The 21,572-nt window shown below is 68.4% G+C and carries 16 protein-coding genes; 13 read left to right on the forward strand and 3 right to left on the reverse strand.

Annotated elements, in window-relative coordinates; all coding sequences use genetic code 11:
- On the reverse strand, positions 1–1,290 hold the full coding sequence (locus ABB55_RS09985) for an ATP-binding protein (RefSeq protein ID WP_200912016.1): 1,290 nt from the start codon (positions 1,288–1,290) through the stop codon (positions 1–3).
- Between the two features lie 190 nt (positions 1,291–1,480).
- On the opposite strand from ABB55_RS09985, the gene ppk2 reads away from it, so the two are divergent.
- Positions 1,481–2,404 carry a polyphosphate kinase 2 gene (ppk2, locus tag ABB55_RS09990; protein ID WP_420848247.1) on the forward strand — a complete coding sequence of 308 codons (924 nt, stop codon included), beginning with the start codon at positions 1,481–1,483 and terminating at the stop codon, positions 2,402–2,404.
- Positions 2,401–3,708, forward strand: a complete 1,308-nt coding sequence (locus ABB55_RS09995; RefSeq protein WP_054358675.1) for a glycosyltransferase family 4 protein — start codon at positions 2,401–2,403, stop codon at positions 3,706–3,708. Before ppk2 ends, ABB55_RS09995 begins: the two co-directional genes overlap by 4 nt.
- A 148-nt stretch (positions 3,709–3,856) precedes the next feature.
- On the opposite strand, the gene ABB55_RS10000 is transcribed toward ABB55_RS09995, so the two are convergent.
- Positions 3,857–5,989: a methyl-accepting chemotaxis protein gene (locus ABB55_RS10000; protein WP_160321203.1), complete on the reverse strand. Its 2,133-nt coding sequence runs from the start codon at positions 5,987–5,989 to the stop codon at positions 3,857–3,859.
- A 432-nt stretch (positions 5,990–6,421) separates the two neighbouring features.
- Between ABB55_RS10000 and ABB55_RS10005 the strand changes: the two genes are divergently transcribed.
- The 3 genes from ABB55_RS10005 to ABB55_RS10015 all read left to right on the forward strand — a co-directional run bounded on the left by ABB55_RS10005 (position 6,422) and on the right by ABB55_RS10015 (position 8,758).
- Positions 6,422–7,009 carry an ANTAR domain-containing response regulator gene (locus ABB55_RS10005; RefSeq protein WP_054358677.1) on the forward strand — a complete coding sequence of 196 codons (588 nt, stop codon included), beginning with the start codon at positions 6,422–6,424 and terminating at the stop codon, positions 7,007–7,009.
- A 33-nt stretch (positions 7,010–7,042) separates the two neighbouring features.
- Positions 7,043–8,311, forward strand: coding sequence for a CmpA/NrtA family ABC transporter substrate-binding protein (locus ABB55_RS10010; protein WP_054358678.1), 1,269 nt, complete (start codon positions 7,043–7,045; stop codon positions 8,309–8,311).
- 69 nt (positions 8,312–8,380) lie between these two features.
- On the forward strand, positions 8,381–8,758 hold the full coding sequence (locus ABB55_RS10015; protein ID WP_054358679.1) for a hypothetical protein: 378 nt from the start codon (positions 8,381–8,383) through the stop codon (positions 8,756–8,758).
- A 1,260-nt stretch (positions 8,759–10,018) separates the two neighbouring features.
- On the opposite strand, the gene ABB55_RS10020 is transcribed toward ABB55_RS10015, so the two are convergent.
- Positions 10,019–10,966, reverse strand: a complete 948-nt coding sequence (locus ABB55_RS10020) for a threonine/serine dehydratase (RefSeq protein WP_054358680.1) — start codon at positions 10,964–10,966, stop codon at positions 10,019–10,021.
- A gap of 252 nt (positions 10,967–11,218) precedes the next feature.
- Here ABB55_RS10020 and zapE point away from each other — a divergent pair, with 252 nt between their 5' ends.
- From zapE to ABB55_RS10060, 8 genes are all read left to right on the forward strand, one after another.
- Positions 11,219–12,388: a cell division protein ZapE gene (zapE, locus tag ABB55_RS10025; protein WP_083463509.1), complete on the forward strand. Its 1,170-nt coding sequence runs from the start codon at positions 11,219–11,221 to the stop codon at positions 12,386–12,388.
- 154 nt (positions 12,389–12,542) lie between these two features.
- Positions 12,543–13,505, forward strand: a complete 963-nt coding sequence (gene mdh / locus ABB55_RS10030; protein WP_054358681.1) for a malate dehydrogenase — start codon at positions 12,543–12,545, stop codon at positions 13,503–13,505.
- Positions 13,506–13,641: 136 nt separating this feature from the next.
- Entirely contained in the window at positions 13,642–14,835 is a 1,194-nt protein-coding gene (gene sucC, locus ABB55_RS10035; protein WP_054358682.1) for an ADP-forming succinate--CoA ligase subunit beta, read from the forward strand.
- 120 nt (positions 14,836–14,955) lie between these two features.
- The gene (sucD, locus tag ABB55_RS10040; protein ID WP_054358683.1) at positions 14,956–15,834 is read left to right on the forward strand and encodes a succinate--CoA ligase subunit alpha; all 879 of its coding nucleotides are present in this window, start codon (positions 14,956–14,958) and stop codon (positions 15,832–15,834) included.
- A 210-nt stretch (positions 15,835–16,044) separates the two neighbouring features.
- Complete coding sequence (locus ABB55_RS10045; RefSeq protein WP_054358684.1) at positions 16,045–19,014, forward strand: 2-oxoglutarate dehydrogenase E1 component; 2,970 nt, start codon at positions 16,045–16,047, stop codon at positions 19,012–19,014.
- Positions 19,015–19,078: 64 nt separating this feature from the next.
- A complete protein-coding gene (gene odhB / locus ABB55_RS10050) occupies positions 19,079–20,302 on the forward strand; it encodes a 2-oxoglutarate dehydrogenase complex dihydrolipoyllysine-residue succinyltransferase (RefSeq protein WP_054358685.1) in 1,224 nt (407 codons plus the stop codon).
- A gap of 201 nt (positions 20,303–20,503) precedes the next feature.
- Positions 20,504–20,734, forward strand: a complete 231-nt coding sequence (locus ABB55_RS10055) for a hypothetical protein (RefSeq protein WP_054358686.1) — start codon at positions 20,504–20,506, stop codon at positions 20,732–20,734.
- Positions 20,731–21,477 carry an SDR family oxidoreductase gene (locus tag ABB55_RS10060; RefSeq protein WP_054358687.1) on the forward strand — a complete coding sequence of 249 codons (747 nt, stop codon included), beginning with the start codon at positions 20,731–20,733 and terminating at the stop codon, positions 21,475–21,477. The genes ABB55_RS10055 and ABB55_RS10060 overlap by 4 nt, the downstream gene beginning before the upstream one ends.
- Positions 21,478–21,572 lie beyond the last annotated feature (95 nt).

The following is a 21,572-nucleotide window of genomic DNA, read 5'->3' on the forward strand; positions in this document are numbered from 1 at the left end:
TCACGGTTTCAATGACACGGATCGTGCAGACGGCATGCGAATGGTGAAGACCGACCCCTGCCCGATCCGGCTGCTCACGCCGAGGCGGCCCCGGTGACGGGTCAGGATATGCTTGACGATGGCGAGGCCGAGGCCGGTGCCCTGTTTCTCGCGGCTCGACTGGATGTCCGCGCGATAGAAGCGCTCGGTCAGGCGCGGCAGGTGTTCCTCGGCGATGCCCGGCCCGTGATCGGTGACGGCGACCAGGTAGCCGTCGCCGTCGGTCCGTGCCGCGACCTCGACGCTCTTGCCGGATGCGCCGTATTTGATCGCGTTCTCGATCAGATTGGACAGCACCTGGATCAGTTCGTCCCGGTCGCCCAGAACCGGCATCTCGGCGGACGGCCGCTCGAAGCGGACGGTCACGCCGGTCTCCGCGGCGAGCGGGGCGAGCATGTCGACGGTCTGGCCGGCCAGTTCGGCGAGATCGACGATCGTATCGGGCAGGACATGGGCCTTCATCTCGATGCGCGACAGCGACAGGAGATCGTCGATCAGGCGTTTCATGCGGCCCGCCTGCGCGCCCATGATGCCGAGGAAGCGCTCGCGTGCGACCGGATCCTCGCGCGCCGGGCCCTGCAGGGTCTCGATGAAGCCCGACAGGGCGGCGAGCGGGGTGCGCAATTCGTGGCTGGCATTGGCGACGAAATCGGCCCGCATGCGCTCGGAACGGCGCTGCTCGGTCTGGTCCTCGATCACAACCAGGACGAAATCTGGCTTGCGGTCGGAGCCGTTCGGATCGGGCGGGAAATGGATCGGCGCCAGCTGCGCCTCGAACCAGCGTTCGGTCGGAATCTTCTCCGCCCAGCCGATCGTCTCGGGCTGATCGAGCGACACGACGCGATCGAGCGCATCGTGCAGGGCGGTGACGCGCAGCTTGAACGACAGGGGGTCGCCCGGCTGGATCGGCCCGAACCGGGCTGCCGCGACCTGGTTGACGTAGCGGACGATGCCGCTGCCGTCGGTGATGATGCAGGGATCATTCAACCCCTCGGCGATCACCTTCATGCCGGAATCCGGCCAGGCGACGGCGCGTCGGTCGCGCCGGGGGCCGAGCCGGGCCCCCAGCCGGCGTTCGGGCTCGCGGTCGCCGGTCGCGTAGGCCGCCAGGAAGATCGCCCCGCCGGCCAGCGCGGCGGCCCATGCGGGCACGGCGAAGGCGCCGGCCAGAAAGGCAAAGACGATCACGAGCGCCGCGGCCAGGCCCTGCATCTGACCGATGCGCCGACGGATCGCCTCCATCCGCGCCATTGCCTTCTGCTCCCGCTCCATATCGTTGCTGTCCGGTCCCGCGTTCCGATCCTGGCGCGCGACTGGTAGCATGAACCCGAAGGATCACACCGGGGAATCGCGCATGGCCAAGGACCGCACGGACAAGAAGGACAAGAAAGGCGACAAGCGTAAGAAGGGCGCCGAAACCTCCGAGGGTCCGGCGGCGGCCGTGGCCGCACCGGCCGCTCCGCCCCCGGCGGCCGACACGGCGACGGCGCCCAAGGCGAACGGAAACGGCAAACCGGCCAAGAACGGCAAGCCCTTCGTGCTGGACGATCCCATCCTGCCGAAGGCGGTTTCCGAAAAGGCGCTCGGGTCCGGCGGCTACCCCTACGACAAGACGATGCCGGACGGCGACTACGAAACCGCGATCGAGGCGCTGCAGATCGAGCTCGTCAAGCTGCAGCAATGGACCATCGCCGCCGGCGAGCGGATCGTGATCGTGTTCGAAGGCCGCGACGCCGCCGGCAAGGGCGGCACGATCGGCGCCTTCCGGGAATACATGAGCCCGCGCCGCACCCGCGTCGTCGCCCTGCCCAAGCCGACCGAGACCGAGGCCGGGCAGTGGTATTTCCAGCGCTATGCGGTGCACATGCCGACGCGCGGCGAGATCGTGATGTTCGATCGCTCCTGGTACAACCGGGCCGGCGTCGAACGCGTGATGAATTTCTGCACGCCCGAGCAGACCGAGCAGTTCCTCAAGGAGGCCCCCCGCTTCGAGGACATGCTGATCGACGAAGGCCTGCACCTCGTCAAATTCTTCATCGACGTCGGCTACGAGATGCAATTGAAGCGCTTCCACGAGCGCCGGCACAATCCGCTGAAAGTTTGGAAGGTCTCGCCGATCGACTATGCCGCTATCGAGAAATATGCGGACTATACCCGGGCGCGCGATCGCATGCTGGAGACGACCCATACCGACCACGCACCTTGGACGCTGCTGCTCGGCAACGACAAGAAGCGGCTGCGGCTGAACGCCCTGCGGCACCTGCTCGGCCTGTTCGACTATCCCGGCAAGGACCGCAGCGTGATCGGCGATATCGACCCGAAGGTCCTCGGCCGCGAGCCCGGCTTCCTGACGGGCCGCCCATGAGCCGTCCGTCCGGGCCCCTCTTCGACGGCCCGATCCATTTCGACGCCTCGCGCCTGATCGCGCGCGGGGTGCGGTCCAGCCCGACCGGGATCGACCGGGTCGATCTCGCCTATGCGCGCCATCTCCTGGAGGCCGGTGCCGACCTGCGGCCGGTCGCCTGGCTCGGCGGCGCCCTGCGCACCGTCGATCCCGCCGCGCTGGCCGCCTATCTGCAGCGCCTCGCCCGGCACTGGGCCGGCGGCGGTGCCGCGGCCGATCCCGGCGTCGAAGCGCGGGTCGCCGGCTTCCTCGACGGCGAGACGGTCGCGCGCTATCGGCCGCCGACGCCGCCCTCGCCCTTCGGCCGCCTCGTCCGGCAGGCCATCGGCACGGCCGGCGGGCTCGCCGACCGCACCCTGACGCGCGACGGCTTCAAGCCCCGCCCGAAATTCCAGCCGGCGGCGCCGGGCGGCACCTATCTCAACGTCTCGCACCACCATCTGGAGAAGCCCGCCCTCTTTGCCGCGCTCGGCCCCGCGGTCGCGAAGGTGGTCTTCGTCCACGACCTGATCCCGATCGACCATCCGGAATATTGCCGGCCGGGCGACGACGCCAAGCATCGCGCCCGCATGCGCAACGTCGCCGCCCATGCCGACCGCGTGCTGGTCAATTCCGCCTTCACGGCCGAGCGCCTGCAGGCCTTCGCGGCCGCATGCGGCCGGGCGGACCTGCCGGTGTCGGTGGCCCCGCTCGGCGTCGACCGGCCGCCGCCGGCCGACGCGGCGCCGTTCCCGGCGGCACGCCCCTATTTCGTCACGGTCGGCACCATCGAGGCGCGCAAGAACCACCTGCTGCTGCTGAACATCTGGCGGCGCCTGGCGGAGACGCTCGGCGCCGCCGCCCCGTGCCTCGTCGTGATCGGCCGGCGCGGCTGGGAAATCGAGGCGGTGGCCGACATGCTGGAGCGCTCGCCGCCGCTCGAAGACTGCGTGCTGGAAACCGGACCGGTCGACGACCGCCTGCTCGCCCGCCTGATGGCCGGCGCGCGCGCGCTGCTGATGCCGTCCTTCACCGAGGGGTTCGGCCTGCCGGTCGCCGAGGCGCTCGCCGCCGGCGTGCCGGTGATCGCCTCCGACATTCCGGCCCACCGCGAGATCGCCGGCACCGTCCCGGAATTCCTCGATCCGCTCGACGGTCCCGGCTGGATCCGCGCCGTGCTGGACTATGCCGCCGACCCGTCGGACCGGCGCACCGCGCAGAAGACCCGCATGGCCGGCTACCGGGCGCCGGACTGGCCGGGGCATTTCGCCCGGATCGGCCTCTGATACCGACGGTCATGGAATGATCGTCGGTATTCGATACGCGAATTTCTCATGCCTCTGACGCAAATGAGAAATTCGCGTTACCTCAACGGCCCGATGCGTCAGCATCCTGGGCCGTTGGTATGAGACGGCCGATCCGGGCTCCGTCCGGTCAGGCGGCGCGCAGCTCGGCCACGAAGGCCTGCACGCCGTCCCGCAATTCCGCCGCATGGGACGACATCTCGCGGGCCAGGTCGGCAACCTGGCGCGCTGCCCCATCGGTCCGGGTGATGGCCCCCTGGACCAGGGAGACGTTGTCCGACACCGTATGGGTGCCCTGGGCCGCGCCCTGCGCAGACCGGGAGATTTCGCTCGTTGCGGTGCTCTGCTGCTCGACCGCACCGGCCACCGCCGTCACCGCCTCGCGGATGTCGCCGACGACGGCACGGATCGACGTGATCGCCTCGACCGCGTCTTCGGCCGAACTGCGCATGGCGGCGATCTGGGCGCTGATCTCGTCGGTCGCCTGGGCGGTCTGGTTGGCGAGCGCCTTGACCTCGCTGGCGACGACCGCGAAGCCCCGCCCCGCCTCGCCGGCGCGGGCCGCCTCGATCGTGGCGTTGAGGGCCAGGAGATTGGTCTGCGAGGCGATCGAGCGGATGATGTCGATCACCGACCCGATCTTGTTGGCCGTCTCCGAGAGGGATCCGACGATGCCTTGCGTGGCGCCGGCGTGCCGGTCGGCATCGGTCGAGATTTGTCCGGAGCGCTGGATCAGGGCGTTGATCTCGCGGATCGAGGCAAAGAGTTCCTCCGAGGCCGCCGCGACCACCTGCACGCTCTGGCTGGCATCGGTGGCCCCGGCGCGCGCCGTTTCGGTCTGGCGGGCCGATTGCTGTGCGAGCGTGGCCATCTCGTCGGCGGACTGGCGCAGCTGATCGGTTCCCGCGCCGACGCGCCCGACCAGGCCGCCCATCTTGGTCTCGAAGGTTTCGGCGATGCGCTGCGTCATCGCCTTGCGGGCTTCCTCCTGGCGGATTCGCGCCGCCTCGTCGTCGCGCGCCTTCTGCTCTGCCGAACGCAGCGCCAGTTGGCGAATGGCGTCCACCGCCCGGGCGATGTCGCCGATCTCGTCCTTGCGGCGCGCGCCCTCGATCTCGGCGACCGCGACGCCCTGGGCCATCGCCTGCAGGGTGGTGGTGAGCTTCTTGATCGGCTTGGCGATGCCGCCGGCGACGAAGCCCATGGCGGTGACGGCGGCGGCGATCACGGCCAGCCCGACCATGATCGAGATCCAGGTATCGGAGGCGAGACGTTCGGACATCGAGCGGCCGAGCGCGTTCGCTTCGGCCATCACGACACTGCGCGGCACCGAGAAGACCACCGCCCAGCTCTTGCCGGTGCGGCCGAGGGTGATCGGCGAGAAGACACGCAGCGTGTCGGTGGCGGCCTGGTACTTCACGCTTTCCTTGGCCTGCCGGATGGTCGGCATGTCCTCGGCCCAATCCTGCCCGAGCGTGGACACCGCCCCGCCGATCGACTGCCGGGCGCTGCTGGAGGCGACCACGAGCCCGTCCTCGGTGACGATGGTCACCGATCCCTTGCCGTCATAGGTGTGCCCGTTGACCGATTCGGCGAGCTTCTGCACGAAGGCCAGGTTGAAGTCCGCGCCTGCGACGCCCGCGAAACGACCACCGATGACGATCGGGACGGACATGGTGGCGAGGTACACGGACTTGCCCTGGACGATATAGGGCAGCGGCGCGAGCACGCTCTCCTTGCCGGTATCGTGCGGCCCGATATACCAGCCGCCCTTGACGAGGCCGTTCGGGTGCTGGGCCGCGCTGTCATACTCGACGAGCGGCTGGACCGCGATGTTGCCTTCGCTGTCGCGAGTCCAGTAGGGCAGAGCCCGGCCGGTCTTGTCGGAGCCGACATCGGCGCGCCCGACATGCGCCGCGTCCTGGCCGTCGATGGCGTTCGGTTCGATCGCCGAATAGGTGCCGTTGAAGAGCGGATTGTCCTTCAGGACGGACAGCAGGATCGCATTCAGCTGGGTGCGGCGCGATAGGCTGGGGTTCGCATCCGCCCCCGCCGCGGCGAAGACCTCGATCGACTTTGCCATGCCGCGCGCGGCCTGGAAGGCGGCGTCGACTTCCTGGCGAATATTCCCGGCCTGGGTGGATGCGAGCGTGCGCAATCCCTCCTTGGCGCTGGCATCGAGAAGGCTGTCGATCCTGCCGGAGACGGCGCGGTTGCTGGTCGTCGACGAATAGACATTGGCGCCGACAAGAACTCCCGTCATCGCCAACAAACACACCGTCGACAGAATGATGATTCTGGCCTTGATCGAATACAACTTCATGGCACGCCTCGATATCACCCGATCGTTTCACAAGAAAAGATGAACAGTCCTCAGTAAATCAAATGATAATCGAAAATTTATCCAGCACGACCGAAACGTCTTGGCGTCTCGTACTTTTGAACAAGTAGGCATTCATACATAGACTTCAGGCAGGCAGCACATTCCCCTTGAGCGACAACCTATGCAGGCGGCGCGGACGAGGCACACGACGGATCGCATGGACCGCCGAAACCTCGAAAATCCTCCCCAGGGATGGAGGCGACGGTGGCCGCGCGGGCCGCGACCGCGGCTGCCTGCGGGCATCGGAGCCGGCCGGCGGCCTTGCACTGCAACAACTCCTGGCGATACTAGCGCGAAGGAGATTTGCGCCGCGTGGTCGACACCCATCTCACCATCCTGGTCATCGACGAGAATCCGGTCCGCAGCGCCATCCTGGAGGATGGCCTGCGCGAGGCCGGCTACGAGAATATCGTGCGGCTGGACACGACGCAGGAACTGCTCCGGCGGGTGTTCGCGATCGATCCGGACGTGATCCTGATCGACCTCGCCAATCCGAGCCGCGACGTGCTGGAGCAGATGTTCCAGGTCAGCCGCACGGTGAAGCGGCCGGTGGCGATGTTCGTCGACCAGTCGGACACGGCGATGATCGAGGCCTCTGTCGATGCCGGCGTCTCGGCCTATATCGTCGACGGTCTGCGCAAGGAGCGCGTCAAGCCGATCCTGGACATGACCGTGTCGCGCTTCAATGCCTTCGACCGGCTGGCGCGCGAACTCGAGCAGGCACGCACCGAACTGGCCGAGCGCAAGGTGATCGAGCGCGCCAAGGGCATCCTGATGAAGACGCGCGGCATCCCCGAGGAGGAGGCCTATGCGCTGCTGCGCAAGACGGCGATGAACGAGAAGAAGAAGCTGGTGGAAATCGCGCAGAGCGTGGTCACCGCCGCCTCGCTGCTCGGCTGAGGGGCGACGATGGGGCCGAAGGGAGACGAAGGGGTGCAGGAGAGCGAGGATCACGCGAGCGCGGCCGCCGCCGCCCTGGTCGCTCCGGCGACGCTGTCGGGGACGCTTCTGCGCATCGGCTTCATCCCGCTGGTCGACTGCGCGCCCCTGATCGTCGCCCACGAGAAGGGCTTTGCGGCCGCGGAAGGATTGCGGCTCGATCTGGTGCGCGAGACCTCCTGGGCCAATATCCGCGACCGGGTCGCGCTCGGCCATTTCGATGCCGCCCACATGCTGGCACCGATGACGATCGCGGCCACGCTCGGCCTCGGCCACCTGAAGGCGCCGATGGTGACGCCCTTCGTGCTCAATCTCGGCGGCAACGCCATCGCGATCACGACCGCGCTCGCCGACGCGATTCCCGGCGGGCCGGGCGAACGGCCGCTGCATGACCCGCTCGCCGCCGCCCGCGCCTTCGCCCAGGCGGTCCGCACGCGCGCAAAGGCCGGCGCGGCCGCACCGGCCCTCGCCATGGTCTATCCCTTCTCGGGCCAGAACTACGAGCTGCGCTACTGGCTCGCCGCCGGCGGCCTCGACCCCGACCGCGACGTGCGCATGGTCGTCGTGCCGCCACCGTTCATGGTCGACGCCATGAAGACCGGGCAGGTCGACGGCATCTGCGTCGGCGCGCCCTGGCCGAGCCTCGCCGTCGATACCGGCCTCGGCGCCATCGTCGGCGTGAAATCCGAGATCTGGCCCTATGCGCCCGAGAAGGTGGTCGGCATGCGCGAAGCCTGGGCGGAGCGCCATCCGTCCGAGCTCGCCGCTCTGATCCGGGCGCTCGATCGGGCGGCGGCCTGGTGCGACGATCGCGACAACGCGGCCGAACTCGCCGAAATGCTCGGCCGGGCGCATTATCTCGACGTGGCCGCCGATGTGATCGCGCGCAGCCTGACCCATGCGCTGGTCACCGATACCGGTGCGCCCGCCGTGCCGGTGCCCGACTACATCCTGTTCCACGGCCATGGCGCCAACCGCCCCGAGACGGCCGACGCGCTCTGGTTTGCCTCGCAGATGCTGCGCTGGGGCCAGGTCACCGACGACCCCGAAGCCGTGTTCGCCGCGGCGCGTCGCAGCGTCCGGCCGGATCTCTACGATGCTGCGCTCGGACGTGGCGGCACGGCGCGGGCGGCCGGTTCGGTCGCGGCGAAGGGCGGCTTTGCGCTCTTCGACGGCATTCCCTTCGATCCGGCCGATCCGCTCGGCTATCTCGCCCGCCACGCCGTCCGTGCCGCCGCACCGGGTGCCGAACCGGCCGACTGATGGGATTTGGCGCCCGACCGTGGCGGCCGCGCCATGGGCCGGAGGCGACGGACATGCTATGCGCTGGCCATGTCGCTCGCCCTCACTCCGCCCCGCAGGCCGCTTCGGCGCGCCGTTGCCGCCGTCCTGGTCGCACTCGCCGCGATCTCTGCGATCGCCGGGCCCGCCCGGGCCGCCGAGGCCAACGATCCGGACCTGACGCTGCTCTACCGTCTGGCCCTGTCCGCGGAGATGTGCGGCTTCACCGTCTCGCCCAAGCAGGCCGAAGGGATCGGCAAGGACATGGACCGGCACATCCGCCGGCTGAACCTCTCCGACGACGACGCCGACGCGCTCTACAAGAAGATCGAAGCCGATATGGCCGCCGAGGACTGGGACAAGCTCTGCGCCAAATCCGGCGCCTGGGCAAAGACCTACGCCGAGCAGATCCGCAAGTTCGGCAAGTAGCGCCCGGTCCGAAGCCCGCGAGCGGGAGCGCCGCGCGATCGCGCGGTGCCGTGCCCCCGCGCCGAGCCGCCGGCCATCGACGCGCCGGGATTTGGCGAATCGACGCCCAATCTCGCACCGCATTCCCGGCCGGAGCCGCAGGCGGTCCGCGCACCGAGATCCAAAGATGGACGCCCAATCTCGCAACGCATTCCCGGCCGGAGCGCCAGCGGAGAGCCGGGACCCACTCAACTGGCAACGCACCGCAAGATTTTGTTTCGATTGATAGTCTTGATGCAGCCGCGGGGCGAGTAGGCCCCGGATCGGCGGCCCTTCGGGCCTTGTCCGGGGATCCGCGGAGAGATCTTGACGTGCCCATGGATCTGCCAGGGGACGCACCATCGCGCGCCGCTTTCCCGGCCGGAGCCGCAGGCGGTCCGCGCACCGAGATCCAGAGATAGACGCACCATCTCGCACCGCATTCCCGGCCGGAGCGCCAGCGGAGAGCCGGGACCCACTCTGCTGTCAACGTGCCGCAAGATTTTGTTTCGATTGACGATCTTGATGCCGTCCCGAGGCGAGTAGGCCCCGGATCGGCGGCCCTTCGGGCCTTGTCCGGGGATCCGCGGAGAGATCTTGACGTGCCCAGGGATCTGGCAGGCGACTCACCATCTCGCACCGCACTCACCGCCCGGAGCCGCCGGCGTTCCGCGCACAGAGTTCCAGAGATGGAAGGCTAATCTCTCAACGTATTCCCGGCCGGAGCGCCAGCGGAGAGCCGGGACCCACTCTGCTCGCGACGTGCCGCAAGATTTTGTTTCGATTGACGATCTTGATGCCGCCGCGGGGCGAGTAGGCCCCGGATCGGCGGCCCTTCGGGCCTTGTCCGGGGATCCGCGGAGAGATCTTGACGTGCCCATGGATCTGCCAGGCGACGCACCATCTCGCATCGCATTCCCGCCCGGAGCCGCGGGCGGTCCGCGCACAGAGATCCAGAGATGGACGCACCATCTCGCAACGCATTCCCGGCCGGAGCGCCAGCGGAGAGCCGGGCCCCACTCTGCCCGCGACGTGCCGCAAGATTTTGTTTCGATTGATAATCTTGATGCCATCGCGGGGCGAGTAGGCCCCGGATCGGCGGCCCTGCGGGCCTTGTCCGGGGATGCGGCCGGGAGATCGGGGATCCGCCGGGAGATCGGGGATGCGCCGGGAGATCGGGGATCCGCCGGGAGATCGGGGATGCGCTGGGAGATCCGAGTGACCGCGCACCGGGCGCCCCCGCTACCCCGCGGTGACGGCCAGCTTGGCGAGGTCGACATTGGCGCCGCAGACCAGGACGCCGACGCGTTCGCCCGAGGCGGGGCGATAGGCGCCGGAGACGATCGCGGAGAGGGCCGCGGCGCCGCCCGGTTCCGCCGCGACGCCGAGCCGGCGCCACAGACGGCGCTGCGTCTCCTCGATGGCGTTGTCGCCGACCAGGACCGCGTCGGCGACATGCTCGCGCGCGATCATGTGCACGATCTCGCCGACCCGGCGCGCGCCGAGACTGTCGGCGGCGATGGAATCGACCGGCACGTCTACGGGGGCGCCGGCGGCCAGCGCGGCGTGGAGCGCGCGCGATCCCTGCGGCTCGACCGCCACCACCTTGACCCGGCCGCCGTACCAGAGCGCGATGCCGGCAACGAGGCCGCCGCCGCCGGCCGCGACCAGCACGGTGTCGAGCTCCGGCATGTCGCGCTCCCATTCGAGCCCGACCGTGCCCTGTCCGGCGACCGTGAACGGACTGTCGAAGGGATGCACCATCAGCGCGCCGCTCTCAGCCGCATAGGCCTCCGACAGCACCTGCGCATCCGCATAGCGCTCGCCCTCGACGACCACGTCGGCGCCGTAGTCGCGGATGCGGGCGACCTTCACGGGGCTGGAGATGACCGGCACGAAGATGCGCGCCTTCACGCCCAGGCAGGCCGCCGCATAGGCAACCGCGGCGCCGTGATTGCCGCCCGAGGCGGCGGTCACGCCGGAGGCCGGGATCGTGCGCGAGAGCAGATTGTTGAACGCGCCGCGCGGCTTGAACGAGCCGGCATGCTGGAACAGTTCGAGCTTCAGGTGGATCGGCTCGGCGACCCCGAAGGCCGCGCCCTCCACGGTCATCACCGGCGTGTGGCGGACATGCGGTGCGATGCGCCGGTAGGCGGTCTCGATCGCGGCGGCATTCAGAACTTCGGCCATGAGGTCTCCCCGCTGTCCCCACGGTCCTACAGGAGAGCGCCGCGCGCGCCAAGGCCAAGCGGAGTTTCCCAAAAGTGGCCCCCGGTTTTGGGATAAAAACTCCGCTGAAACAAAAGGATCGAAGCAGGCCTGCGTTGGCCTGCCAACGCATGCCTGCCTAGTCGCCGCAGGCCCGTCATCCCGACGGCCGACTTGTCGCCCCGGCGGCGGCACGGTATGGCGTTGCTGCGCCGCAACAGGGGACGGGCTCAGATGGGCGAAGCCATGCCGGCCATGCGCACCGTGACCGAACGCTACGAGCATCTCGTGGCGACGGGCGCGATCGGCCGCGATCCCGCCCAGGTCGATCTCGTCAACCGGCTCGATCGCCTGGCCGACGAACTCGGCACCGCGGCCCCGGCCGCCAAGGGCTCGGCGCTCGGCTGGATCTTCGGCCGCCGGATGCAGGCGACGCACAGCTCGGTGCGCGGGCTCTATGTCTGGGGCAAGGTCGGGCGCGGCAAGACCATGCTGATGGACCTGTTCTTCGAGCGCGCCCAGGTCAGCCGCAAGCGCCGCGCGCATTTCCACGCCTTCATGAGCGAGGTCCAGGACCGCATCCATGCCGCCCGGCAGGCGATCCTGAAGGGCACGATCAAGGGCGACGACCCGATCGCGCCGGTTGCCGCCGACATCGCCAAGGAGGCCCGCCTCCTCTGCTTCGACGAATTCGTGGTCACCGACATCGCCGACGCCATGATCCTCGGCCGGCTGTTCGCCCGGCTCTGGGAGGCCGGCACCTGCGTGGTGGCGACCTCCAATGTCGAGCCCGACCGGCTCTATTGGGACGGACTGAACCGGCCGCTGTTTCTGCCCTTCATCGACCTCCTGAAGGCCAACATGAACGTGCTCGAACTGGATTCGCGCACCGATTTCCGCTCCGAGAAGGAAGATATCGGCCGCGTCTACTTCGCGCCGCTCGGCCCTGAGTCCGTCCAGGCGATCGATGCGATCTGGAACCGGCTGACCGGCGGCGCGGTCGGCGAGATGGCCTCGATCGATTTCCGCGGCCGCAAGATCGCCATCCCGCGCGCGGTCGGCGGGATCGCCCGCTTCTCCTTCGCGGACTTGTGCGAGCGCCCGCTCGCCGCCGCCGACTATCTGAAGATCGCCGGGCAGTACCATACCGTGATGCTCGAGGGCGTGCCGCTGCTCGGGCCGGAGAAGCGCAACGAGGCCAAACGCTTCATTCATCTGGTCGACGCACTTTACGACAACCATATCCGTCTCGTCCTCACCGCCGCGGCCGAGCCCCAGGGGCTCTATCGCGGCGGCGAGGGAACCGAAGCCTTCGAGTTCCGGCGCACGGTTTCGCGGCTCATGGAGATGAGGTCGGCCGAATATCTTGCGCTGCCGCAAAATCCGTCTCAGACGTCGCGATGAACTTGCCCAAACTATTGGCATGCCAGTCCTTTTACGGACATGCTGCACGGCCGCATCATTCGTTCGTTCGACTTGCACCCCGGTGCGGTTCGGAGTATTGCGACCCGCGGACAGGATGTCGCAGCCACCACCCCTCGACGCAAAGGATAGTCGCATGGCGCGTAACAAGATCGCCCTGATCGGCGCAGGCCAGATCGGCGGAACGCTCGCTCATCTTGCCGGCCTGAAGGAGCTCGGCGACATCGTTCTGTTCGACATCGTCGACGGCGTGCCGCAGGGCAAGGCGCTCGACCTGGCAGAATCCTCGCCGGTCGAGGGCTTCGACGCCAAGCTGGCCGGCGCCTCCTCCTACGAGGCGATCGCCGGGGCCGACGTGGTGATCGTCACCGCCGGCGTGCCGCGCAAGCCCGGCATGAGCCGCGACGACCTGCTCGGCATCAACCTCAAGGTCATGGAAGCGGTCGGCGCCGGCATCAAGCAGCACGCGCCCGATGCCTTCGTGATCTGCATCACCAACCCGCTCGATGCGATGGTCTGGGCGCTGCAGAAGTTCTCGGGCCTGCCGGCCAGCAAGGTCGTCGGCATGGCCGGCGTGCTCGACTCGGCCCGCTTCCGCTACTTCCTCGCCGAAGCGCTCGGCGTGTCGGTGCGCGATGTCCATGCCATGACGCTCGGCGGCCACGGCGACGACATGGTGCCGCTGGTGCGCCATTCGACCGTCGGCGGCGTGCCGCTGCCCGATCTGGTCACGATGGGCTGGCTGACCCAGGAGAAGCTCGACGCGATCGTGGAACGCACCCGCAAGGGCGGCGGCGAGATCGTCGCGCTCCTGAAGACCGGCTCGGCCTTCTATGCGCCCGCGAGCTCCGCCATCGCGATGGCCGAGAGCTATCTCAAGGACCAGAAGCGCATTCTGCCCTGCGCCGCCTATCTGACCGGCCAGTATGGCGTCGACGGCACCTATGTCGGCGTGCCCTGCCTGATCGGCGCCAACGGCGTCGAGAAGATCGTCGAAGTCGCCTTCAACGATGCCGAGAAGGCGATGTTCGCCAAGTCGCTCGCCTCGGTGAACGGCCTGATCGACGCCTGCAAGCAGATCCAGCCGGCGCTCGCCTGATCGAGCCCGGCCGCAAGGCCGATCCGGCGGCGGCTCCCCTGCCGCCGGGCGGCCAGACCCGTTTCTTCCCGCAGCATCCTTTCGACCCTTCGCGCCGATGCCATGACATCGGCCGACCCGACGAGGCCAGGGACCCATGAATATCCACGAGTATCAAGCCAAGGCGGTCCTCAAGGACTACGGGGTTCCGGTTTCGGCCGGCGTTCCCGCCTTCACGGTCGACGAGGCCGTGGCGGGCGCGAAGGCGCTGCCGGGTCCGCTCTATGTCGTGAAGAGCCAGATCCATGCCGGCGGCCGCGGCAAGGGCAAGTTCAAGGAACTGCCCGCCGACGCCAAGGGCGGCGTCCGGCTGGCGAAGTCGGTCGAGGAGGTCGCGGCCCACGCCAAGGACATGCTCGGCAACACGCTGGTGACGCTGCAGACCGGCGCTTCCGGCAAGGTCGTCAACCGCCTCTATATCGAGGACGGCTCCGACATCGCCCGCGAGCTCTATCTGTCGATCCTGGTCGACCGCGCGACCGGCAAGGTCGCCTTCGTGGTCTCCACCGAGGGCGGCATGGACATCGAGGCGGTCGCCCACGACACGCCCGAGAAGATCCACACCTTCCGGGTCGACCCCGCCGCCGGCTACCAGCCCTATGTCGGCCGCAACGTCGCCTATGCGCTGAAGCTCGAAGGCGCGCAGATCAAGCAGTGCGTCAAGCTGGTCGGCGATCTCTACCGGGCCTTCGTCGAGAAGGACATGAGCCTGCTCGAGATCAACCCGCTGATCGTCACCAAGGACGGCAACCTGCGCGTCCTCGACGCCAAGGTGAACTTCGATTCCAACGCCCTCTTCCGGCATCCCGAGATCGTCGCCCTGCGCGACGAGACCGAAGAGGACCCGAAGGAGATCGAGGCGTCCAAGTACGACCTCTCCTACATCGCGCTCGACGGCACGATCGGCTGCATGGTCAACGGCGCCGGCCTCGCCATGGCGACGCTCGACATCATCCAGCTCTACGGCGAGAGCCCGGCCAACTTCCTCGACGTGGGCGGCGGCGCCTCGGAGGAAAAGGTCACCGCGGCCTTCAAGATCATCACCGCCGACCCGCAGGTGAAGGGCATCCTGGTCAACATCTTCGGCGGCATCATGAAGTGCGACATCATCGCCCGCGGCGTGCTGGCGGCGGTGAAGGCGGTCGGCCTGCAGGTGCCGCTGGTGGTGCGCCTGGAAGGCACCAATGTCGAACTCGGCAAGCAGATCATCCGCGAATCCGGTCTCAACGTGATCGCCGCCGACGACCTCGACGACGCCGCGCAGAAGATCGTCGCGGCGGTGAAGGGCTGATCATGCTCGGGCGGGAGGCGCTCGCCGCCTCCCCGAACGGCCGCCGCCGGCAGGCGGACAGTCCCTTCCCCTTCGTATTCCTTCCTGACAGCTGGCGGGTTCGCCTGGAGCTTCGAAGCCATGTCCGTACTGGTCAACAAGAACACCAAGGTCATCACCCAAGGCTTCACGGGAGCCCAGGGGACCTTCCATAGCGAGCAGGCGATCGCCTACGGCACCAAGGTGGTCGGCGGCGTGACCCCCGGCAAGGGCGGCTCGACCCATATCGGCCTGCCGGTCTACGACACGGTCGGCGAGGCCAAGGCCGCCACCGGCGCGACCGCCTCGGCCATCTACGTGCCGCCGCCGTTTGCGGCCGACGCGATCCTGGAGGCGATCGACGCCGAGATCGAGCTGATCGTCTGCATCACCGAGGGCATCCCGGTGCTCGACATGGTGCGCGTCGGCAAGGCCCTGAAGGGCTCGCGCTCGCGCCTGATCGGTCCGAACTGCCCCGGCGTCCTGACGCCCAACGAGTGCAAGATCGGCATCATGCCGGGCCACATCTTCCAGAAGGGTTCGGTCGGCATCGTCTCGCGCTCCGGCACGCTGACCTACGAGGCCGTCAAGCAGACGACCGATGTCGGCCTCGGCCAGACGACGGCGGTCGGCATCGGCGGCGACCCGGTCAAGGGCACCGAGTTCATCGACGTGCTCGACATGTTCCTGAACGATCCCGAGACCCAGTCGATCATCATGATCGGCGAGATCGGCGGCTCGGCCGAGGAAGAGGCGGCGGAGTTCATCGCCGGCCATGCGATCAAGAAGCCGATGGTCGGCTTCATCGCCGGCGTCGCGGCCCCTCCCGGCCGCCGCATGGGCCATGCCGGCGCGATCATCTCGGGCGGCAAGGGCGGCGCCAACGACAAGATCAAGGCCATGGAGGCCGCCGGCATCCGCGTGTCGCCGTCGCCGGCCAAGCTCGGCCAGACGCTCGCGGCGGTTCTCGCCGGTAAGTGAGACGAGCCGGCCTCGCGGCACCGTGAGGCGGGCCTCGCGGCACCGGGGGGCGGGCCTCGCGGCACCGTGAGGCGCAATCCGGGCTTCGGCCCACTAGATAAGGGGATGGACCGTCGGAACCGCGTTTTCGACGGTCCGTCCGAAGAGGTCGCGGCGGCAGGCCGCGGCCGGCAAGCCAAGAGAGGCGGAGCCGAGGGCTCCGGGACGGATATGGGTGAACCGGCCAATTCCGCGCTCCAGTTCCTGTCGGGCGGCAATGCCGCCTATATCGAGGAGCTGCACGCCCGCTACGAACAGGATCCGGCCTCCGTCGATGCCGGCTGGCGCGACTTCTTCGAAGAGGTCAAGGACGAGAAGCAGACCGTCCTGAAGAATGCGCGCGGCGCCAGCTGGGAGCGCAGCGACTGGCCGCGGCCGGCCAACGGCGAACTGGTCTCCGCGCTCGACAGCGACTGGGGCTGGCTGGAAAAGCAGGCCGGCGACAAGATCAAGGCGAAGGCCAAGGGCGCCGAGATCACGCAGGAGCAGCTGCAGGCTGCCGCGCGCGATTCCGTCCGCGCGATCATGATGATCCGCGCCTACCGCATGCGCGGCCACCTGCATGCCGATCTCGACCCGCTCGGCCTCGCCCCCGAGAAGGACCACGAGGAGCTGCATCCGGCCAGCTACGGCTTCACCGAGCGCGACCTCGACCGCAAGATCTTCATCGACAACGTGCTCGGTCTCGAATTCGCGACCGTGCGCGAGATGATCACGATCCTGCGCCGCACCTATTGCTCGACGCTCGGCATCGAGTTCATGCACATCTCCGATCCGGCCGAGAAGAGCTGGATCCAGGCGCGCATCGAAGGCCCGGACAAGCAGATCGCCTTCACCCGCGAGGGCAAGCGCGCCATCCTGAAGAAGCTGATCGAGGCCGAGGGCTTCGAGAAGTTCATCGACGTGAAGTATACCGGCACCAAGCGCTTCGGCCTCGACGGTGGCGAGGCGCTGGTTCCGGCGCTCGAACAGATCATCAAGCGCGGCGGCAATCTCGGCGTCAGCGAGATCGTGCTCGGCATGGCCCATCGCGGTCGCCTGAACGTGCTCGCCCAGGTGATGGGCAAGCCGCACCGGATCATCTTCCACGAGTTCAAGGGCGGCTCGGCCGCTCCCGACGAGGTCGAAGGCTCCGGCGACGTCAAGTACCACCTCGGCGCCTCCTCGGACCGAGAGTTCGACAACAACCGGGTCCACCTGTCGCTGACCGCCAACCCGTCGCATCTGGAGATCGTCGATCCGGTCGTGCTCGGCAAGGCGCGCGCCAAGCAGGACCAGCTCGCCGACAAGCCGCGCAGCGAGGTCGTGCCGCTCGAACAGCGCGCCCGCGTGCTGCCGCTGCTGATCCACGGCGACGCCGCCTTCGCGGGCCAGGGCGTGGTGGCGGAGTGCCTCGGCCTGTCCGGCCTGCGCGGTCACCGCACCGCCGGCTCGATCCATTTCATCATCAACAACCAGATCGGCTTCACCACCAATCCGCGCTTCTCGCGCTCCTCGCCCTATCCGTCCGACGTGGCGAAGATGATCGAGGCGCCGATCTTCCACGTGAACGGCGACGACCCCGAGGCGGTGACCTTCGCCGCCAAGGTGGCGACCGAGTTCCGGCAGAAGTTCCACAAGCCGGTCGTGATCGACATGATCTGCTACCGGCGTTTCGGCCACAACGAAGGCGACGAGCCCGGCTTCACCCAGCCGATCATGTATCGGAAGATCCGCAACCATCCGACATCGGTGCAGATCTATTCCGAGAAGCTGGTCGCGGAAGGCGTCGTCACGCGCGGCGAGGTCGAGGAGTGGATCGCCGACTGGCGCAAGCACCTCAACAACGAGCATGAGGCCGGCCAGAGCTACAAGCCCAACAAGGCGGACTGGCTCGACGGCCGCTGGGCGGGCCTGAAGTCGGCCGGCGGCGATCCGGACGAGGCGCGCCGCGGCAAGACCGGCCTGCCCGCCGACAAGCTGAAGTCGCTCGGCCTGAAGCTGACCGAGGTGCCGAAGGGCTTCAACGTCCACAAGACGATCGGCCGCTTCCTCGACAACCGCCGCACCATGATGGAGACCGGCGAGGGCATCGACTGGGCGACCGCCGAGGCGTTGGCCTTCGCGACGCTGATCGACGAAGGCCATCCGATCCGCCTGTCCGGCCAGGATTGCGAGCGCGGCACCTTCAGCCAGCGTCACACGGTGCTCTACGACCAGGAGACCGAGGCGCGCTACATCCCGCTCAACAACCTGGCGCCCGGCCAGGCGCGCTACGAGGTCATCAACTCGATGCTCTCGGAAGAGGCCGTGCTCGGCTTCGAATACGGCTACACCCTGGCCGAGCCCGACGCGCTGACCCTGTGGGAAGCCCAGTTCGGCGACTTCGCCAACGGTGCCCAGGTTGTGTTCGACCAGTTCCTGTCCTCGGGCGAGCGCAAGTGGCTGCGCATGTCCGGTCTCGTCTGCCTGCTGCCGCACGGCTACGAAGGTCAGGGCCCGGAGCATTCCTCCGCCCGCCTGGAACGCTTCCTGCAGATGTGCGCGGAAGACAACATGCAGGTGGTCTACGCCTCGACGCCGGCCAACTACTTCCACGTCCTGCGCCGCCAGCTGCATCGCGAATTCCGCAAGCCGCTCATCCTGATGACGCCGAAGTCCCTGCTGCGTCACAAGAAGTGCGTCTCCAAGCTGTCCGACCTGGCCGACGGTTCGTCGTTCCACCGGGTGCTGTTCGATCACGCCGAGACCAATCCGGAACTGACCGCGACCCGGCTGAAGCCCGATCAGCAGATCCGGCGCGTCGTGCTCTGCACCGGCAAGGTCTATTACGACCTGCTCGAGGAGCGCGAGAAGCGCGGCATCGACGACATCTACCTGATGCGCGTCGAGCAGCTCTATCCGGTGCCGCTCAAGGCGCTGGTCAAGGAGCTGACCCGCTTCCGGCATGCCGAAATCGTGTGGTGCCAGGAAGAGCCCAAGAACATGGGTTCGTGGTTCTTCATCGAGCCCTATCTCGAATGGATCCTGGCCCAGATCGACGCCAAGACCCGGCGGCCGCGCTATACCGGTCGCGCCGCCTCGGCCGCCACGGCGACCGGCCTGATGTCCAAGCACGTCGCGCAGCTGCAGGCGTTCATGAACGACGCCCTCGGCGATTGATCCTCCTCCAGCGTCGGGCGACCCCGGGTCGCCCGATGACCCAAGAAGGCAAGAGACCCTCACCATGGCCACCGAAATCAAGGTTCCGACGCTCGGGGAATCCGTCACCGAGGCCACCGTCGCCAAGTGGTTCAAGAAGCCCGGCGAGGCCGTGAAGGCGGACGAGCCGCTGGTCGAGCTGGAGACCGACAAGGTCACGGTCGAGGTCCCGGCTCCGGCCGCCGGCGTGCTCGAATCGATCGTCGCCAAGGAAGGCGAGACGGTCGGCGTCGCCGCGCTGCTCGGCACCATCGCGGCCGGCGCAGCTGCGGCAGCCTCTGCCCCCGCGGCGGCTCCGGCGCCTGCGGCGGCTCCCGCCCCCGTGGCGGCTGCGGCCTCTCCGGCCGTCGGCATGCCGCCCGCCCCGTCCGCCGCCAAGATGATGGCCGAGACCGGCGTCAGCGTCGCGGAAGGCTCCGGCAAGCGCGGCCAGGTCCTCAAGGAGGACGTGATCGCCGCGGCTTCCGCGCCGAAGCCGGCGCCCGCCCCGGTCGCTGCGGCTCCGGCCGCCCCGCCGCCGCCGCGTCCGACCCCGGCCGCCGACGATTCGGTGCGCGAAGAGCGCGTCAAGATGACCAAGCTGCGCCAGACCATCGCGCGCCGCCTGAAGGACGCCCAGAACACCGCCGCCATGCTGACGACGTTCAACGACGTCGACATGTCGGCCCTGATGGCGATCCGCAATCAGTACAAGGATCTGTTCGAGAAGAAGCACGGCGTGCGCGTCGGCTTCATGGGCTTCTTCGTCAAGGCCTGCGTGGCCGCGCTGAAGGAGATCCCGGCGGTCAACGGCGAGATCGACGGCCAGGACATCATCTACAAGAACTACTACCACATCGGCGTCGCGGTCGGCTCCGACAAGGGCCTCGTCGTGCCGGTGGTGCGCGATGCCGATCGGCTCTCGATCGCCGGCGTCGAGAAGACGATCGGCGATTTCGGCCGGCGCGCCCGCGACGGCCAGCTCAAGATCGACGAGATGATGGGCGGCACCTTCACCATCTCCAACGGCGGCGTCTACGGCTCGCTGATGTCGACCCCGATCCTGAACGCGCCGCAATCGGCGATCCTCGGCATGCATCGCATCGAGGACCGTCCGGTGGTGCGCAACGGCCAGATCGTCATCCGCCCGATGATGTATCTCGCCCTCTCCTACGACCACCGCATCATCGACGGCAAGGAAGCCGTCACCTTCCTGGTGCGCGTCAAGGAGATGATCGAGGACCCGCAGCGTCTGGTCATGGACATCTAACGCGACGCGCGAGCGCGGTCGGGGCAGCCTTGCGCTCCGCCGGGCTTGCGTCGTGACAAAGCTTGTGGCGGCATCCGGTCCGGTCGGGCCGGATGCCGTTTGCGTTCCGGCCCGTTGCATACCGGCGGGGGCGCTGCCGCCGCGCACACCACCGTCTCGCCACTCGTCTGCTGCCGCGCCACCCGCCAGGAGATCCGTCCGATGCGCCTTCGTCCCCTGTTCCTGGTCGGCCTGGTGCTGGTCATGACCGGGTCCGGCGTCGCCGCTGCGGCCGGGTCGCTCGCCTGGCGCGGCCTCATTCCGGCCGACACCGGCCTGGTCGCCTTCGGGCTGGCGGCGGCGGCGCTTACGGCGGGCATCACTTTCGTCATCAAGGCCATCGTGCCCAAGAAACGCCGCGACGCGGCCCAGGGATCGGAGACCACACCATGAGCAAGGGCGTCCTCATCGTCACCGGCGGCAGCCGCGGCATCGGCCGCGCCACCGTGCTGCTCGCCGCCGCGCGCGGCTACGATGTCGTGTTCTCCTATGTCAGCGACGAGGCCGCGGCCCGCTCGCTGGTCGCCGCCGTCGAGGCAGCCGGCGGCAAGGCCGTCGCCGTGAAGAGCGACATCGGCTCGGAAGCCGACACGCTCGCGCTGTTCGCCGAAGCCGATCGGCACGGCACGCTGGTCGGCCTCGTCAACAATGCCGGCGTGGTCGACCTGCCGGCGCGCATGGACGAGATCAGCGTCGAGCGCCTGGAGCGGATGCTGCGCATCAACGTGATCGGCTCGATCGTCGCCGCCCGCGAGGCGCTGAAGCGCATGTCGACGCGGCATGGCGGCAAGGGCGGCGCGATCGTCAATCTGAGCTCGGCCGCCGCCACGCTCGGCTCGCCCGGCCAATATGTCCACTATGCCGCCGCCAAAGGCGCGATCGACGTGTTCACCCTCGGCCTCGGCCGCGAGGTGGCCGCCGAGGGCGTGCGAGTCAACGCCATCCGGCCCGGCCTGATCGACACCGACATCCACGCCTCCGGCGGCATCCCGGACCGGGTCGCACAGTTGCGCGAGTCCATCCCGATGAAGCGCGAGGGCACCGCCGAGGAATGCGCCAACGCCATCCTGTGGCTGATCTCGGACGAGTCGAGCTACACGACCGCCTCGGTGGTCACGGTTTCGGGCGGACGCTGAGCCGCCGCGGCCGGCCCTTGCGCGGCCCCACCCGGAAGCGGTCGGCACCTATACCAAAGCCGAGTGCTTTCGGGCCCATTCCTGCGCTATAAGGC

The organism is Prosthecodimorpha hirschii, assembly GCF_001305515.1.
GTDB lineage: Bacteria > Pseudomonadota > Alphaproteobacteria > Rhizobiales > Ancalomicrobiaceae > Prosthecodimorpha > Prosthecodimorpha hirschii.